12 protein-coding genes are annotated in these 18,334 nt (G+C 56.7%); 4 read left to right on the forward strand and 8 right to left on the reverse strand.

What is annotated here, in order from left to right:
• Positions 1-2: 2 nt before the first annotated feature.
• Genes metH through G7069_RS08010 form a run of 3 tightly spaced genes read right to left on the reverse strand, consistent with a single transcriptional unit; the run spans position 3 to position 4,710 of the window.
• Positions 3-2,681, reverse strand: coding sequence for a methionine synthase (gene metH, locus G7069_RS08000; protein ID WP_166296129.1), 2,679 nt, complete (start codon positions 2,679-2,681; stop codon positions 3-5).
• The gene (locus G7069_RS08005) at positions 2,678-3,784 is read right to left on the reverse strand and encodes a homocysteine S-methyltransferase family protein (protein WP_166296132.1); all 1,107 of its coding nucleotides are present in this window, start codon (positions 3,782-3,784) and stop codon (positions 2,678-2,680) included. Before G7069_RS08005 ends, metH begins: the two co-directional genes overlap by 4 nt.
• Positions 3,781-4,710 (reverse strand): metalloregulator ArsR/SmtB family transcription factor, encoded by a 930-nt coding sequence (locus G7069_RS08010; protein ID WP_166296135.1) that lies wholly within the window; start codon positions 4,708-4,710, stop codon positions 3,781-3,783. The genes G7069_RS08005 and G7069_RS08010 overlap by 4 nt, the downstream gene beginning before the upstream one ends.
• Positions 4,711-4,834: 124 nt before the next feature.
• On the opposite strand from G7069_RS08010, the gene G7069_RS08015 reads away from it, so the two are divergent.
• The 4 genes from G7069_RS08015 to G7069_RS08030 are packed head-to-tail and all read left to right on the forward strand — an operon-like array spanning position 4,835 to position 12,651.
• Entirely contained in the window at positions 4,835-5,983 is a 1,149-nt protein-coding gene (locus G7069_RS08015; RefSeq protein WP_166296138.1) for an acyl-CoA dehydrogenase family protein, read from the forward strand.
• A gap of 48 nt (positions 5,984-6,031) precedes the next feature.
• Positions 6,032-10,972, forward strand: a complete 4,941-nt coding sequence (locus G7069_RS08020; RefSeq protein ID WP_166296140.1) for an NAD-glutamate dehydrogenase domain-containing protein — start codon at positions 6,032-6,034, stop codon at positions 10,970-10,972.
• Positions 10,973-11,740 carry an NAD kinase gene (locus G7069_RS08025; protein ID WP_166296143.1) on the forward strand — a complete coding sequence of 256 codons (768 nt, stop codon included), beginning with the start codon at positions 10,973-10,975 and terminating at the stop codon, positions 11,738-11,740. It abuts the gene before it with no gap.
• Positions 11,740-12,651, forward strand: coding sequence for a 5'-nucleotidase (locus tag G7069_RS08030; protein WP_166296146.1), 912 nt, complete (start codon positions 11,740-11,742; stop codon positions 12,649-12,651). Before G7069_RS08025 ends, G7069_RS08030 begins: the two co-directional genes overlap by 1 nt.
• Here G7069_RS08030 and G7069_RS08035 read toward each other — a convergent pair whose 3' ends face one another.
• From G7069_RS08035 to G7069_RS08055, 5 genes are read right to left on the reverse strand one after another with little or no spacing between them, the layout of a single operon-like run.
• Positions 12,652-13,245 (reverse strand): DUF2939 domain-containing protein, encoded by a 594-nt coding sequence (locus tag G7069_RS08035; RefSeq protein ID WP_166296149.1) that lies wholly within the window; start codon positions 13,243-13,245, stop codon positions 12,652-12,654.
• A 2-nt stretch (positions 13,246-13,247) separates the two neighbouring features.
• Positions 13,248-14,696 carry an exodeoxyribonuclease I gene (sbcB, locus tag G7069_RS08040; RefSeq protein WP_166296152.1) on the reverse strand — a complete coding sequence of 483 codons (1,449 nt, stop codon included), beginning with the start codon at positions 14,694-14,696 and terminating at the stop codon, positions 13,248-13,250.
• Entirely contained in the window at positions 14,693-16,051 is a 1,359-nt protein-coding gene (locus G7069_RS08045) for an NAD(P)/FAD-dependent oxidoreductase (protein ID WP_166296154.1), read from the reverse strand. The genes sbcB and G7069_RS08045 overlap by 4 nt, the downstream gene beginning before the upstream one ends.
• Positions 16,038-17,318: a kynureninase gene (kynU, locus tag G7069_RS08050; protein ID WP_166296157.1), complete on the reverse strand. Its 1,281-nt coding sequence runs from the start codon at positions 17,316-17,318 to the stop codon at positions 16,038-16,040. The genes G7069_RS08045 and kynU overlap by 14 nt, the downstream gene beginning before the upstream one ends.
• Positions 17,315-18,325: an amidohydrolase family protein gene (locus tag G7069_RS08055; protein WP_166296160.1), complete on the reverse strand. Its 1,011-nt coding sequence runs from the start codon at positions 18,323-18,325 to the stop codon at positions 17,315-17,317. The genes kynU and G7069_RS08055 overlap by 4 nt, the downstream gene beginning before the upstream one ends.
• Between the last annotated feature and the right edge of the window lie 9 nt (positions 18,326-18,334).

Consider the following 18,334-nt stretch of genomic DNA (forward strand, 5'->3'; position numbering starts at 1 on the left):
GCTTATTCAGGGTCGTAATCGAGATTCGCAGCAAGCCAGCGTTCGGCCTGCAAAAGGCTGATGCCCTTTCTACGCGCGTAGTCTTCGGCCTGCGTTTTCGAGACGCGACCCAGCACGAAGTACTGCGAATTCGGATGGCTGAAGTACCAGCCAGAGACGGCCGCAGCCGGCATCATTGCGAAATTCTCGGTCAACGTCATGCCTGTGTTTGCTTCAACTGACAGCAACTCGAACAAGGTGCTCTTTTCGCTGTGCTCAGGGCAGGCGGGGTAACCCGGCGCGGGTCGAATGCCTTGATACTTTTCGCCAATCAGCGCCTCTGCATCCAAAGCTTCATCTGCTGCGTAGCCCCAGAACTCTTTGCGGACACGCTGATGCAGTCTTTCCGCCAAGGTCTCGGCCAAACGATCTGCCAATGACTTGAGCAAGATCGCGTTGTAGTCGTCGTGGTCGGCTTCAAACTTTTTGATATGCGGTTCAATACCGAGCCCTGCGGTGCATGCAAAAGCGCCCACCCAGTCTTGTTTGCCTGATTCGACGGATGCGATGAAATCTGCCAAGCAGAAGTCAGGGCGCTCGACGGGCTTGTCGACTTGCTGTCGCAGGAAGTGCAGCGTGGTTTTGTTTTCCAGCACGACGTCGTCGCCGACGGAATTCGCAGGGAATAGACCGATCACCGCATTGGCGGAGATCCACTTTTCTTTGATGATCCGCGCGAGCATGGCTTTGGCATCGTTGAAAAGCTCACGTGCTTGCGTGCCAACGATCTCGTCATCGAGGATATCGGGGAATCTGCCGGCGAGCTCCCAAGCGTTGAAGAACGGGCCCCAGTCAATCAACTCAACCAGTTCTTCCAACGGGTAGTCCTTGAACACCGTGATGCCCGGTTTCACTGGCGTCGGCGGCGTGTACGTCTCCCAATCGCCATTGAACTTCTGTGCGCGCGCCTTTTCGAGCGAGACCAAGCGTTTGGCATCGCCGCGGTTCTTATGACGTTTGCGAATTTCAGCGTAGTCGGCATCGTTCGCTGCCATGAACGGCTGGCGTAGGTCGGGTGAGATCAACGACTGCGCAACGTTCACGGCACGCGAGGCGTCCTTCACCCACACCGTGGGGGATTTGTAATGCGGATCAATCTTCAATGCGGTGTGCGCACGCGACGTCGTCGCACCGCCGATCAACAGCGGCACAGTGAATGCCTGTCGTTCCATTTCTCGGGCGACGTGACTCATTTCTTCCAGCGAAGGCGTGATCAAGCCAGAGAGGCCAATCAGATCGGCATTTTCTTCGCGTGCGCGATCTAGGATTGTTTGCGCGGGCACCATGACGCCCAGGTCAATGACGTCGAAGTTGTTACAGGCCAGGACCACGCCGACGATGTTCTTGCCGATATCGTGCACGTCGCCTTTGACAGTGGCCATGACAATTTTGCCGTTGGACTTGCCGACGTCACCGGTCTTGAGCTTCTCGGCTTCGATAAAGGGCAGTAGATGGGCCACTGCTTTCTTCATGACACGTGCAGATTTGACCACCTGCGGCAAAAACATTTTGCCCGCGCCAAACAAATCGCCGACGACATTCATGCCGTCCATCAGTGGTCCTTCGATGACGTCTAGCGGACGTACAGCTTGCAGACGCGCCTCTTCGGTGTCGAGCTCCACGTACTGATCAATGCCGTGCACCAATGCGTGGCTCAAGCGTGCGGCGACGGGCTTCTCGCGCCAACCGAGATCTTCAACTTTCTTTTCGCCCTTCTTCCCTTTGAATTTGTCTGCGATATCGAGCAGTCTTTCGGTGGCATCCGCGCGGCGATTCAGCACGACGTCTTCCACGCGCGTGCGCAATTCGGCATCCAAATCGTCATAAAGGGGTAGGGCACCCGCATTGACGATGCCCATATCCATGCCTGCTCGGATGGCGTGGTAGAGGAACACCACGTGAATCGCTTGGCGCACGGCTTCGTTGCCGCGGAATGAGAAGGAGACGTTCGAAACGCCGCCCGAGATATGCGTCAACGGGAAACGGCGACGCAGCTCGCGCGCTGCTTCAATGAAATCGACGGCGTAGTTGTTGTGTTCTTCGATGCCCGTTGCGATGGCAAAGCAGTTTGGATCGAAGATGATGTCTTCAGGCGGGAAACCGATCTCTTCTGTCAGCAGTGTGTAAGCCCGCGTCGAAATTTCGATCTTGCGTTCTGCAGTATCTGCTTGCCCAACTTCGTCAAATGCCATGACCACAACCGCTGCGCCATAACGACGAACCAGGCGCGCTTGTCGTAAGAACTCTGCTTCGCCTTCCTTCATCGAAATGGAATTGACGATGCCCTTGCCTTGCAGGCACTTCAAACCGGCTTCAATGACACTCCATTTCGAGGAGTCAACCATCACCGGAATGCGTGCGATATCGGGTTCGGCGGCAATGAGATTTAAAAACTCAACCATGGCTTTCTCGGAATCGAGCAAGCCTTCGTCCATGTTCACGTCGATGATTTGCGCGCCGTTTTCCACCTGTTGGCGCGCGACCGTGACCGCTTCATCGAGGCGGCCTTCCAAGATCAGCTTCTTGAACTGCGCACTTCCCGTGACATTGGTGCGTTCACCGACGTTGATGAAATTCAACGTAGGCGTAATGACCAAAGGCTCGAGGCCGGACAGTCGGGTTTGACGTGCGAGCGTGCTCACGCAGCTTTCTCCAAACGGGGGATTTGGCGCGGCGGAACGCCAGCGACAACGGCGGCAATGGCCGAGATGTGGGCGGGCGAGGTGCCGCAGCAGCCGCCCAGTACGTTGACTAAGCCCGAACGCGCGAACTCGCCGACGACCGCAGACATTTCTTCGGGAGTTTCGTCGTAGCCGCCAAATGCGTTGGGCAGGCCTGCATTGGGGTGTGCACTGATAAAGGCATCGGCGATCGAAGACAGTGCATCGACGTGTGGTCGCAGGTCTTTTGCACCCAAGGCGCAATTGAGTCCGATCGACAGCGGTTGCACGTGGCGCAATGAATACCAAAATGCTTCTGCGGTTTGCCCTGACAAGGTTCGTCCCGACGCATCGGTGATCGTGCCCGAGATCATCACCGGCAAACGGTGGCCGAGTGCCTCGAATGTTTCCTCGATAGCGAATACGGCGGCCTTCGCATTCAACGTGTCGAAAATGGTTTCCACCATCAAGATGTCTGCGCCACCTTCAATCAAACCTTCCGCAGCCTCGCGGTAGGCGAGACGCAGTTCATCAAAAGATGTTGCGCGAAAACCGGGGCGATTGACGTCTGGTGACAACGACGCGGTCTTGCTCGTGGGGCCGAGCACGCCCACAACAAAGCGCGGCTTCTCCGGTGTTTCGGCTTCAACGGCATCGCATGCAGCGCGTGCGAGACGTGCACCTTCGCGATTCAATTCGCGGACCAAGTGCGTTAAACGATAGTCCGCCAAAGACACCGAGGTCGAATTGAAGGTGTTGGTCTCGACCATATCTGCGCCTGCGCGCAGGTACTGCGTATGGATGTCTTGAATGATGTCCGGACGCGTCAGGGTCAACAGATCATTGTTGCCACGTTGATCGTGCGACTCACAACCACAGCCCGCGCCATGCGCATGACCGGGTTGTGGTTCAAAGCGTTGATCAAAGCCATTCGCAAAACGTGTGCCGCGATAATCGGCCTCGGTCAAACCGTGGGCTTGAATCATCGTTCCCATTGCACCGTCTAACACGAGAATGCGTTCTTGTAATGCGGCGAGCAAAGCTTCCGCGCGTTTGGCGTTGTGCCAAGGCAGGGGTGTGTTCACGACTTATGACCGATCAAGGAAATGACTTCAAAATGGGGCGGACGACGCTCACGGGTAATGGATTCAATGCCTTCCGAAGTGAGACCGGCTTTATCCATGAATTTGCGCAATTCCTTGCTGGTGAAACCATGGTTCAAATGACCGAAAGGTTCCACAGCTGTGGCGTGTGCGTGCTTCTTCAAGCTGCTGAGCAAAACGCGACCACCGGGGCGCAATACGCGCGCGGCTTCGAGCACGGCCTTGGCCGGATCGCTTGAGTAGGTGAGCGCGTGCATCAGCACAACGAGGTCAAAGCTGTTGTTGTCGAAAGGCAGCGAATGCATGTCGCCTTCGAGCACTTCAACATTGGTAAAGGGTTTCAAGCGTTCAGCGGCGGCCGTGACGACACGTCGGCTCGCGTCCAAGCACACATAGCGCTTCGCATGCGGGGCGAGCAGTTCCGCCAATACACCGTCGCCTGAGGCGATATCGAGTACGTCACCCGCTGCGAGCAGTGGCAACGCGGAACGGGCCATGGCTTCCCACGTGCGCCCAGGCGAGTAGTGGCGCTCCATATCACCTGCGACACCATCGGCCCAATTCTGTGCATCTGCGCGATTGGCAAGCACGCCTGGCAAGCGTTGAGCGTCTTGTTCAAGCAATGGGTCGTTGCTTCCGTCGCGCAACACGGCCCACAGCTTGGCTTGCGCGTCATCAATGCTGTCTTCATTGAAGCGGTAATACGCTGAGACACCAGAACGGCGATCACGTACGAGATTGAACTCTTTAAGTTTGGACAAATGCGTGGACACGCGCGGTTGCGCAAGACCTGTGATCGCTGCCAGTTCGGCAACGGTGAGCTCTTCGCGCTCAAGCAGTGCAAGCAAACGCACGCGTGTGGTTTCCGCGAGTGTCTTTAAGTGGTTCGACCATGTGTCGAGATCCATATATCTCTCTATGCGGATTAAAAGATAATTGTCTCTCGATTCGTCCAAATGCACAAGCGGGGGCGCGGTTCTACGGGCGGAGGGCTACAATTCGTGTTTGTCTGAAAAATTGAGGAAAAAAGGCGTGGATTTCAATTTCACCGAAGAGCAACTGATGATCCAAGATGTCGCCCGACGCATTGCGCGCGAGAAAATTGCGCCCTCTGCCGAAGGCTTCGATCGCAGCGGTGAGTTTCCTTTGGAAAACATCCGTTTGCTCGGTGAAAACGGCCTGATGGGCATTGAAGTTCCGTCTGAGTACGGCGGAGCAGGCATGGATCCTGTGGCCTATGTGTTGGCGATGGTGGAAATTGCCGCCGCCGATGCTGCGCACAGCACGATCGTGTCGGTGAACAACTCGCTGTTCTGCAACGGCATCCTGACCCACGGCACCGAAGATCAAAAACAGACCTATGTGCGCGCGATTGCAGAAGGTCGTGAAATCGGTGCATTCGCGTTGACCGAACCGCAGTCTGGTTCTGATGCAACGGCGATGCGTTGTCGCGCCGTCAAGCAAGCAGATGGCAGCTATGTGATCGATGGCAAGAAGAGTTGGATCACCTCGGGCCCGGTTGCGAAGTACATCGTCTTGTTTGCGATGACCGACCCGGACAAGGGCGCGCGCGGCATCACCGCATTCCTGATTGACACGGCACGCGACGGGTTCCATCGCGGGAAGACCGAACCGAAGCTCGGCATTCGCGCGTCGGCCACCTGCGAAATTGAATTCGAAGGCTATGTGGCGCGTCCCGAAGACGTGTTGGGTAACGAAGGCGAAGGTTTCAAGATCGCCATGAGCGTTTTGGATGCAGGTCGCATTGGTATCGCTTCGCAAGCCATCGGTATTGCACGCGCTGCTTATGAAGCGACCTTGGCATACGTCAAAGAACGCAAAGCCTTCGGTCAACCGATCGGCGCCTTCCAAATGACCCAAGCCAAAATTGCTGACATGAAGTGCAAGTTGGATGCTTCGTTGATGCTGACCTTGCGCGCGGCGTGGACCAAGGGTCAAGGTAAGAAGTTCACCACTGAAGCTGCGGTTGCAAAACTCACTGCTTCTGAAGCTGCAATGTGGATTGCGCACCAAACGGTTCAAATCCATGCAGGGATGGGCTATTCGAAAGAAATGCCCGTTGAACGCTATTTCCGCGATGCAAAGATCACTGAAATCTATGAAGGCACCAGCGAAATCCAACGCTTGGTGATTGCACGCGCTGAAACCGGTATCCGTTGATTTACTGAACTAACACGTCATCAAGCCGAATCCATTCTGAAAATAGACATGACCACAGCCAAACACTCACCGGCTACGCCGGGACTCATCATTTCCGCTGTACAGAAAGCTGCCACTGCGGCGCAAAAGAAGAATGCGGCGCACTTTGCGCAAGCGTTTATTGCGAGAACGCATGCCTCAGAGTTGCAAGCGCACAGCGCGAACGAGTGGGCCGCTATTTCAAATGATTTATTGTCGTTTGCCGCGACTCGCAAGCGCGGCAAGGTGAGTCTGCGTGTGTTGGCGCCGACTGAGAAAGCCAATGGCTGGACGTCCAATCGTTTGGCATTGCAAATCGTCAATGACGATATGCCGTTCTTGGTCGACTCCGTCACCAACGCCTTGAGTGAGAAGGGTATTGGTGTGCATAGCTTGCTGCACCCGGTGGTGTCCATCGAGCGCGATAAGCAAGGCAAGTTGCTAAGCATGGGTTCGGGCCAGCCGGAATCTTTCATGCATATCGAAATCGATCGCTTGGATGCGGCCGATGCAAAGGCGCTCGAGAAGTCATTGCTCGAAGTGTTGGTTGACGTGCGTGCAAGCGTTGAAGATTGGTCGCGCATGCAAGATCGCATGTTGGCGGCAGCATCGGGCTTGGGTGAGAAGACGGGCGTCGTAGACGCGGAAACCATCGAAGAATCGCAGGCATTCTTGCGTTGGGCGGCAGACAATCACTTCACTTTCCTGGGCTACCGCGAATATGCCGTCGTCAAACGTGGCAAAGACGACATGCTCGTGGCGGTGGAAGGCAGCGGCCTCGGCATTTTGCGTGACGAAGATGAAAGCACGCCGCGCTTGCTGAAGTCGATGGACGCGCACGCGTTGCAAAAGCACGGTGTGCGCGAACCGCTCATCATTACCAAGACAAATGCGCGTTCAAACGTGCACCGTCGTGGGTATATGGACTACATCGGCGTTGTGACGTTTGATGCGAAAGGCAATGCCACCGGCGAACGCCGCTTCGTAGGCCTGTTTACTTCTAGCGCCTACAACCGTCGGCCATGGGAAATTCCGATGGTGCGCACGCGCTTTGAACGCGTGATGTCAGAGTCGAAGTTGCCGGATGCGGGCCACAGTGCCAAGGCATTGCGTCATGTGCTTGAAACCTTGCCGCGTGATGAGTTGTTCCAATCCAACACCGCTGAACTGGGCATGTTGGGTGAAGGCATCCTCGGCTTGCAAGAACGTGTGGAAAGCAAGCTGTTTTTGCGCCGTGACCGTTATGGTCGCTTCTTCTCTGTCTTGGTGTACGTGCCGCGCGATCGTTTCAATACGGAAGTGCGTTTGCGCATTGAACACCTGCTGAAGGAGTCGCTGCAGGCTGATTCGATCGACAGTCACGTCATGATGAGCGACTCGCCACTGGCGCAGTTGCACTTGATCGTGCGTCCGCGCAACAACGCGGATACGTCCAAGGTCGATATGGCCGAAGTCGAACGTCGCTTGGCAGAAATCGTGCGAAATTGGCACGACGACTTGAATGACTTGCTCGTCGCACGTCACGGCGAAGTAGAAGGTTTGCGTCTCGCCAAGTTGTTTGGCCGCGGTCTGCAACCGGCATACATCGAGTCTGAAACGACCATGTCTGCCGCAGATGATGTGGCGCATCTGGCCGCCTTGGAAAAGGGCAGTGCGCTGCAAATCTCTTTGCGCTCAGAAGCGACGAATACAGATTGCGAAGGCTGTTTCGAAGTCAAACTGTTCCACGCCGGCAATAGCTTGCCGTTGTCTGATGTCCTGCCGATGCTTGAAAACATGGGTCTGCGGGTCATGGGTGAGAATGCGCACCGCGTCGTGACCGAGAAGGGGTCTTACTTCATTCAAGACTTCAGTGTGCTGCCGGCATCGGGCCGCGTAGATGTCGATGCGAATGCGGAAGCCTTCGTTGAAGCGTTCTCCAGCACGTGGGCCGGTGATTGCGAAAACGACGGCTTCAACCGATTGATCCTTGCTGCAGGTCTGACCTGGCGCCAAGTTGCGATGTTGCGCAGCTACTGCAAGTTCCTGTTGCAAGTCGGTGTGCCGTTCTCGCAAAGCTACATGGAAAGCAGCATCGCCAAATATCCGCTGATTGCGCGTCTTTTGGTTGAACTCTTCGAGGCACGCTTTGATCCGTCGACCGGTAAAGAAAGCAAAGATCAAATCAAGCAGGGTGCGGATGCGTTTGCATCACAGCTTCAAACCTTGGCCGGTGGTGACGAAGCGACTTTGGCGTTGCTGTCGCGCGTGATCAAGGCGCGCTCGGGTGATCGCGCGACGCAAGTGGAAGCCGTGCACGCCACCTTGGCATCCTTGTACGACCGCGTGTCGAGCTTGGACGAAGACCGCATTCTGCGCGCCTTCATGGGCGTCATGGACGCGACCTTGCGTACCAACTATTACATCGATTACGTCGATGGCAAGCGCAAGGACGGCGGTCCTGCAGACTACTTGAGCTTCAAGTTGGATTCGGCAAATGTGCCGGATCTGCCGAAGCCGCGTCCGTACCGTGAAATCTGGGTGTGTGGCCCGCGCGTTGAAGGTGTCCATTTGCGCTTCGGCCCGGTTGCGCGGGGCGGCTTGCGTTGGTCGGACCGCCGCGAAGACTTCCGTACCGAAGTGCTCGGCCTTGTGAAAGCGCAAATGGTGAAGAACACCGTGATCGTACCGGTGGGCTCCAAGGGCGGTTTCTATTGTAAGCAATTGCCGGACATCAATGTAAATCGCGATGCGTGGTTCAACGAAGGTGTCGCGTGCTACAAGCGTTTCATCAACGGCCTGCTCGATATCACCGACAACTTGGTGAAGGGCAAAGTGGTGCCGCCGGCAAACGTCGTGCGTCACGATGGCGATGATGCCTACTTGGTTGTGGCCGCAGATAAGGGCACTGCGACCTTCTCCGATATCGCAAACGGTATCTCGCAAGCGCATGATTTCTGGTTGGATGATGCCTTCGCGTCAGGCGGCTCGGTCGGTTACGACCACAAGGGCATGGGCATTACCGCACGTGGTGCGTGGGAATCGGTCAAACGCCACTTCCGCGCATTGGGTCATGACACGCAGAAGGAAGATTTCACCTGCGTGGGGATCGGTGACATGTCGGGTGACGTGTTCGGTAACGGCATGATGCTGTCGAAGAAAATTCGCTTGCTTGCCGCCTTTGATCACCGCCACATCTTCCTCGACCCGAATCCGGATTCTGCGGAGTCGTTCAAGGAGCGCCAGCGCTTGTTCAAACTGCCGCGTTCAAGCTGGGCAGATTACGACACCAAGTTGATCAGCAAGGGCGGTGGCGTGCATCCGCGCAGCGCGAAGTCGATTGAACTGACGCCCGAAGTCAAAGCGGTTCTGGGTATTGATGCGGATATCAAGAGCCTTGCGCCGAATGAGTTGATGTCCGCCATCCTCAAATCGCCGGTCGATTTGTTGTGGAACGGCGGCATCGGTACCTACGTGAAGTCGTCGGCGCAGTCCAATGCCGATGTCGGTGACCGTGCGAACAATGGTTTGCGCGTCAACGGTCGCGACCTGCGATGCAAGGTTGTGGGCGAGGGCGGCAATCTCGGCTTTACGCAATTGGGTCGCGTTGAGGCGGCAGAGCATGGCGTGCTCATCAATACCGACTTCATCGACAACTCGGCAGGTGTCGATACCTCCGACCACGAAGTCAATATCAAGATTTTGTTGAATGGCGAAGTGCAGTCGGGTCGTTTGAAGTTGGCAGACCGTAACAAGCTGCTCGCATCCATGACCAACGAAGTCGCGGGCTTGGTTTTGAACGACAACTACCGTCAAAACCAAACCTTGACCTTGATGGAGCGGATGGCCACCACGCGCCTGGGTTCGAAACTGCATTTCATGCGCACTTTGGAAGCGCAAGGTCTGTTGGATCGTCAGATTGAAGATCTGCCGAGCGATGCAGAACTCGCAGACCGCAAATCACGTGGGATGGGTTTGACGCGTCCGGAAATGAGCGTGCTACTCGCTTACTCCAAGCTCGTGGCGTTCCCGCGTTTGTTGGCCAGCGATATTCCGGAAGACAAGTATTTGTCGAAGGAACTGCTGCGTTACTTCCCGCAACCCTTGCAAGACAAGTATGCAAAGGCCACTGAATCGCACTCACTGAAGCGCGAAATCATTGCCACCGCGGTCACCAACTCCTTGATCAACCGCATGGGCGCCACCTTCCTGATGCGCATGGAAGAAGACAGCGGCCGCAACATTGGTGAAATCGCACGTGCATACACCATTACGCGTGAAACGTTGGACGCGCGTGATTTGTGGACCGCGATCGATGCATTGGACGGCAAGGTCGCAGAATCGGTACAAATCGATGCCTTGCAAGTGATTTGGGAACTGCAACGTTCGTTCACGCGTTGGTTGTTGTCACGCGCCGGTGCCATCCCGCAAATCACGGCGGCGGTTGAGCGTTACCACGATGGTTTCCGCGACATCCGTGCAGGCGAAAACATCTTGCCGCCGTCACAACGTCCGGTGTATGAAGAAGCGCGCAAAGAATGGCGTGCGAAAGGTTTGCCAGCGCAATTGGCCGACCAAATCGCAGCATTGCCCTATCTGGATGCATCGCCGGACATCATTGAGTTGGCCCGCGAACACAAATTGCGCCCGGTAGAAGTGGCCAAGTTGTACTTCCGACTCGGCGATGCATTGCGTTTGCCCTGGCTGCGCACCCAGATCGAAGCCTTGGAAGTTGAAGGCCGTTGGCATGCCGTTGCACGCGGTGTGTTGCGCGATGAGCTGTCATCGCAGATGCGCAAGCTCACTGCACAAGTCATGGAAATGCCGGGCAAGGATCCGGATGCGCGTGTTCAAGCTTGGCTTGAGCGTGACGACGCAAACTTACGCTTCACCTTGGCGATGTTGTCGGAATTGGCCGCGCAGAAGACGCTCGACTATCCGACCGTGTCGGTGGCGGTGCAGCGTCTGGCGCAATTGGCGGCACGAGGCTGAGTGGGTACGCCAAGGCTCGCATTCTTGGCCAGTCAGTCGGAAGATGCCCAAGCGGCGTCTTCCGCCTTAGGCGCGCGCTTTGGTCATGTCACGCCTGAAGAAGCGGATGTGCTCGTCCCCCTGGGCGGGGACGGGTTCATGTTGCAGTGTTTGCACCGCTACGCAAACTTGAACAAACCGTTCTACGGCATGAAGCATGGGACGGTCGGCTTCCTCATGAATCAATCGCATGCGGAAGGCTTGCTCGAGCGCATTTCATTGGCCGAGCCGGCAAATCTGCGGCCCTTGGAGATGGTGGCGCAAACGGAGTCAGGCACTACGGTGCACTCGCTTGCCTACAACGAAGTGTCGCTGTTGCGGCAAACACGCCAAGCTGCGCATATTGCCGTCGAGTTGAACGGTGTGGAACGTTTGGATGAACTGATCTGCGATGGCGTGATGGTGGCAACGCCTGCCGGGAGCACTGCCTACAACTTCTCCGCAGGTGGTCCGATCTTGCCGCTAGGCTCCAAGGTCATTGCATTGACGCCGATCGCACCGTTTCGCCCACGCCGTTGGCGCGGAGCCGTGCTGCGCGGCGATACCGTCGCCAGCTTTCGAGTGCTAGACCCATACAAGCGACCCGTCAGCGTGACCGCGGACTCTCACGAAGTGCGTGACATCCTGGAAGTCTCGATTCGCGAAGCGCAAGACCAGTCGGCAATCTTGCTGTTCGACCCTGAGCACAATCTCGAAGAGCGCATCTTGAGTGAGCAATTCACCAGCTGATGGATGATCGTGTGCCGCCACCGTTGGTGATTGCGATTACGTCGCGTGCCTTGTTTTCGATGGAAGACAGCCACGGCTTGTTCGAACGTGAAGGGATCGAGGCCTATCGCGCCTACCAGCAGACGCACGAAAATGATCCGTTGCGGCCGGGCATCGCCTTTCCATTGGTCCGCAAGATTCTGGCGTTGAATCAACGCGTGCCGAAAGACGCACCGCACGTTGAAGTGATCCTGCTGTCACGCAATTCAACTGACACGGGTTTGCGCGTATTTAATTCCATCCAACACCATCAGTTGGACATCAAACGCGCGAGCTTTACGTCAGGTGCGCCCGTTTGGCCGTATATCAGACCGTTCGGTGCGCAACTGTTTCTATCTGCAAACCCCGAGTCGGTCGCGGCGGCACTCGCAGCGGGCGTGGCTGCGGCAACGATTCTGCCTGCAAATGCCGCTGAAACCGCACATGCAGATCAGGTTCGAATCGCCTTTGATGGTGATGCCGTCATTTTTGGCGATGAGAGTGAGCGAATTTCACGCGAGCAGGGCGTTGAAGCCTTCGGTGCACATGAGCGGGCACACGCCAAGCTGCCGTTATCGGGCGGTCCGTTCCGAGGTTTTCTTCAGGCACTGCACGACCTTCAAGAAGCGTTTCCCGTTGGTCAGGAATCACCTATCCGTACCGCATTGGTCACGGCGCGCTCAGCACCGGCGCATGAGCGGGTCATTCGTACCTTGCGCGAATGGGGTGTGCGGCTGGACGAGGCGTCGTTTCTGGGTGGGCGCGACAAAGGCGAGTTTCTCAATGCCTTTGGTGCGGATATCTTTTTCGACGATTCTTTACACAACGTGGAATCTGCGCGGGCGCACGTAGCGACCGGTCACGTCCCGCATGGCGTGAACAACGAAGCGTAATCAGCCCGCTTTCTTGTGCGGCAGCTTGATATTGGCAAGCTTCCAGCGAAAGCCTTCGCGCTCGAATATGAAATCTACGATTGCGGCATCACTGACTTCTACAGTCGCCTGAAAGGTGCTGGCCGAAAGATAATGTGTTTGCGCATTCTTGAATGCATTCAGGGATTTAGGTCCGCCACTCGCAATCCCCGAGCCGGGTTTCATGTCGCCTTTTGCACGCTTAATCAAAGCGTCGCCCTCTAGCAAGACCGCGATACCCGCGGGCGACACCATGCCTTCTGCTGCGGAGGCGGCGACGACATTCGCGGCGCCTGCTGCGGCGCTGCCGAACATGCCACCACGATTGGCGATTTGCGCTGCAATGATCGTTTCCATCTGTGCCTGGATGTTCGGGCGCAATTTTTCAAAGTTGATGTACTTGGGCATGGCGCTCAGGTCACGGGTTTCAACCGCATGTTGGATGCCACGCATGGCGATCCATGGACCCGCGGCAACGTAGGCGATCAAAAGCACGAGCAAGGCGGCCAGTGCTATGGACAGCTTGAGGGTCACGGAGGCGTGCGTGGCCTGCGGGGATTTATGCGGTGTCGACATGTTTAAGATCCGAGTGACTGTGCCAAGGCGTGACGCCAAGCATCCATAGCGTCGAGTATGCCTAATTCATGAGGATTGTCGGCGTTCAAGACGCGCAATTGTTCCACTTTTTCAGCATGCGCCTGCAAGGAGTACTGCGCATTGATGCCGTTGTTCAAACATGCGGCGAGGTGACCTTGCCAGCACGCTTGTTCTTCGAAGCTCAGAAACTCCGGCCAGTTACGCGCACGATACCGGAAGAACAACTCCGGCATACGGGCATCCTGAAAACGAAAACCTTCGGCGCCGAGTGCATCAGGTGGACATGCGTGGATCTGTCTGAACAAGGCTTTGTCAGCCGGCGCGATGAACCCATCAAACAGCGCCGCATCCACGTCATTCTGCGACGACGCTTTGGACGGTGCGAAGACATGGCGGGCGAGTGAGGCCAATGCGTTGCGGTGCTTTCGTAAATACGCAAGATTGCGTTCGACCACTGTCTTGTCGATGGCGGTGCGCTCAAAGTCCGCGTCACGTAGATCGGACAAGGGAATGAGGGTCGGGCTTTCATTGACGCGGATATCGGTGAAGGGGGGGCGAGACACCCCCTCCGGCAATGCATCGCGTCGCGTGAAGTAGTGCGTCTTGGTCAGGTCCGGATCGGCCGACGCCAAATCATCAAGTGGTACGTCCACACGGACAAAGAGCATTTGATTGCGATTCACCGGGTGCTCTGAAATGGGCACCACGATGGCGGCATTGCGATTGGCGGGCGAGTACTGACCCGCGATGTGCATCAATGGCGTCAGCTCGGTGAGATTGATCAGTTGTTGCACGTGGCGTTTGTCGCGAAGTCTGGCCAAGTAGTGCCAGAATTTCGGCTGATGGGTTTTCACCAATCGCGCCAAGCCCACCGTCGCGCGCACGTCAGACAGGGCTTCGTGTGCCATGCCGTGTCTCAGGCCATTGTCTTCCGCCAGATGCTCCAGTCTGAAGCTTGTGGCCTCGGGCACGTCCTCGCGCGCACGCCACTGAATCCCCTCGGGTCTCAAGGCATGCACCGCGCGAATGACATTGAACATATCCCAGCGCGAATTGCCGTCTCGGTACTCACGTTCGTAGGCATCGTGAAAGTTGCGATAGAGTCCGAACCGAACAAAGGCATCGTCGAACTTCAGGGTGTTGTAACCGAGCGTGCATGTATCGGGCTCAGCCATGAGTGCGTGAATTCGATCGAAAGCCTCTGCTTCGACCAAGCCTTCCGCATCGGCAAGCTGCGGCGTGATGCCGGTAATGAGCGCGCTTTCAGGGCAAGGGAGGAAGTCCGCTGCGGGACGGACGTACAGGCTCACCGGCGTGTCGATTTCTTCAAGATCGACCGTCGTGCGGATGGCGGCGAACTGCGCGATACGCGTCTTGCGGGGGTCAAGCCCCCAAGTTTCCAGATCGTAGAAGAGGAAGCTGCCGCTCATGCGTGCGCTGTGAGCGGTGGCAGTTGTTCATTCACCTGTGCATCGGCAGTCGCGAGGTCGACATCTGCGAGCGTCGTCTTACCGCGTGTTGCCGCAATCAAGATGTCACGCTGGATATCGCTTCTTGCCAATGCAACGGCATAGGGAATCCGCATGAAGGTGACCATGGTGTAGTGGGGGACAAATCGCTCAGGGTGACGCGCTTGCAAGGTCAATTCCAACTCGCGTTGCAAGAGAAATGCCGCATCGTCGACCTTGTCTCGCATCTCAATATAGTTTTCCAAGGCCATCTGTTGAATGGCCGCGGCATTCGGCATGCGTTCTGCGCTGTAGGCTTGGAATGCGGCTTCGAGGTCGTCTGCAGCGTCCAGATGTTCTGCCAAGCTGACGCAATCTTCAAACGCACAGTTCATGCCTTGCCCATGGAAAGGCACCATGGCATGTGCGGCATCACCAATCAGCACCGCTTTGTCTTGAAGGTGCCAGCGATCCAAATACAAGGTCGCGAGCTTGCCAACCGGATTCTTGCCGAAGTCTTCTTTTAGCTTCGGAATCAGCGGCAAGGTGTCCGGGAATTGCGCCTCGAACAGTGCGAGTGCTGCGTCAGGTGTCGATACCTGTTGGAAGCTCGGATACGCGCCTTCCAAGGGCATAAACAACGTCACAGTGAAGGTGCGCTCATCATTCGGAAGTGCAATGCACATGTAATGGCCGCGCGGCCAAATGTGCAATGCATTCGCTTCGATGCGGAAGCCGCCGGATTCAGAAGGCGGGATTTCAAGCTCTTTGTAGCCGTGGTCCAGCCACTCGGTCCGTTCTTCGAACGGCAGCTCCGCGTGCATCTGTCCGCGCAGTGACGAACCCGCACCGTCTGCACCGATCAGTGCTGTGAAGCTCACTTCTTGATCGCCGCCCAAGCAGTCGAATCGCGCGCGCTTGGTTTTGAAGTCAACGGATTTCAGCGCCTGATCAAAGCGCAGATGCACACCCGCGCGTTCTGCAGCGTTGAGCAAAGTGATATTGAGTTCACCGCGACTGATCGACCAAATGACCTCGCTGTCATCGCGACCGTAGCGTTGCAAATGCGCCTCGCCCTCGAGCGGGTGGACGAAACGACCGCGCATCATCACGGCCTGTTCCAGAACACGGTGGTCGAGTCCTGCTTGCTTCAAAGCATGCAAGCCGCGTTCGGCCAAAGCGAGATTGATGGAACGACCACCCGCATAGCCCGCAACGCGCGGATCGCTGCGCTGCTCATACACATCGACTTGCCATCCACGCTGCGCGAGCAGGGTGGCGAGCAGTGCGCCAGCCAAGCCGCCACCGACGATGGTGAGATGCTTAGCTCCGGTCATGCAGCCACTCCTGAGTTACGCGAACGAATCGTTGAACGTCTGCATAGGTGTTGTACAAAGGCGCGGGCGAAATACGTATGACATCCGGCTCACGCCAGTCGCCCATCACGCCGTGCTTTGCGAGGTGGTCAAACAATGCCCGGCCCGCATCGCGCCCCTCTTTGACGCGCAAAGACAATTGCGCGCCGCGTTTCTCTGCGGCCATGGGCGTAATGATGTCGATCGCATCTGATAAGTACAGCTCGATGCATTGCGCCAAGTACGCCGTGAGCTGCAAAGACTTTTCTCGCAGCGCGGGCATGCCCGCTCGTTGGAATTGATCCAAAGACGCGCGCAAGGGCGCCAGCCCGAGGATGGGCGGGTTGGACAACTGCCAACCGTCCGCACCCGGCGTGGCACTAAATTCCGGCCCCATCTTGAAACGCACATCGGGATTGTTGCCCCACCAACCTGCAAAACGCGGGCGCGTCGTATTGGCGTGGCGCTCATGCACAAAACAACCGCCCACGGCGCCAGGGCCCGAATTCACGTACTTGTAGTGACACCACACGGCGAAATCCGCATTGATGTCATGCAACTGCAACGGCAAATTGCCCACAGCGTGTGCAAGATCGAAGCCCACCATAGCGCCTGCTTCATGCGCGAGCTCGGCAATCTTGGCCATGTCGAAGGCTTGACCGGTACGGTATTGCACGCCAGGCCAAAGGACGAGGCTCAGACGTTTGCCGTGCGTACGTATTGCATTGGCAATGCATTCGTCAGAGAACACGCCATTGGGCAAGTCGGGTTCGACTTCAATCAATGAATTGCCGGCATTGAAGCCGTGAAACTTCAATTGCGATTCAACGGCATAACGATCGGAGGGGAAGCTGCCTGCTTCAATCAAGATGGCCGTGCGTTCAAGCGTCGGCTGGTAAAAACTCACCATCATCAAATGCAAATTCGCGGAGAGCGAATTCATGGCGACGACTTCGTGGGGCTTTGCGCCCACAAGTGTGGCCAGACCATCACGCACCAGCGCGTGATAAGGCATCCACTGCGCTTCACCGGTGAAGTGGCCCTCAACCGCCTCATCTGCCCATTTGTTGAGCACTTCTTCAACGTGCTTACGTGCGCCTTTCGGTTGCAAGCCTAATGAGTTACCGACGAAGTAGGCCATCGGTGCACCCGCATGTTGCGGGAACAGAAACTCATCGCGAAACTTTCTGAGTGGATCTGCTTGATCCATGCGCGCCGCATACTCGGGCGACAACAACGCTTCGTTCATGCGAATCTCGCTTCAGTCAGACCGAGCCACTCGAGCGCGGTGCCGTTGTAAAGGCGAGCACGCGATGCGTCGTCGAGTGCCAGCCGTTCAATGCTTTCGCCCGGCGATTGTTCGCCCAGCGGGAAGGGGTAGTCGGTGCCCAACATCACGCGATCCGCACCGCAGACATCAAGCAAATATTTCAACGCCAAGTCGTCTGCGACCCAGGAGTCGAAGTACAAGCGCTTTAAGTATTCGCGCGGATTACGGAAGTTGTCAGTGGCCACCAAATCGGGGCGCATGTTGAAGCCGTGTTCTATTCGGCCGATGGTATAGGGGAAACTGCCGCCGCCATGAGCCAAACACACGCGGAGCTTGGGCAAGCGCTCCAGCACGCCGCCAAACACCAAGCAACAGGCCGCACGAGATTGCTCTGCGGGCATGCCGACCAACCAAGGTAACCAGTACTTGGGCATGGATTCACTACCCATCATGTCCCACGGGTGGATCAAGATGGCCGCGCCAAGCTCGGCCGCTGCTTCGAAGAACGGAAACAGTTCAGGGGCGTCGAGATTCATGCCGCCAATGTGCGAGCCGATCTGTACGCCCTGCAAGCCGAGTTCGTCTATGCAGCGCTCGAGCTCGCGAATTGCGAGTTCAGGGGATTGCATGGGGACCGTGCCGATACCCGCGTAATGTTTCGGATAGGCGCGACAGGCTTCTGCCATGTGGTCGTTCAAGGCGCGATGCAATTCGAGCGCATGGTGCGGTTTAGCCCAGTAGGAGAACATCACCGGTACGGTCGACAACACTTGCACCTGCACGCCAAATTCCGCGTAGTCATCAATGCGAATTTGCGGATCCCACGTTTTCGGCCAAATCTCGCGAAAGAACTTGCCGTCTTTGTAAATGCGATGTCGTCCGTCATCGCCGTGGTGGATCACTGCGAAGCGATTGTCACCGTACTTGCTCGCCAGATCGGGCCAGTCTTTGGGGAGATAGTGCGCGTGAATATCGATCTTGAGCATGTGAATCCG

The sequence above is a fragment of the Lysobacter sp. HDW10 genome (assembly GCF_011300685.1).
Classification (GTDB): Bacteria; Pseudomonadota; Gammaproteobacteria; order Xanthomonadales; family Xanthomonadaceae; genus Solilutibacter.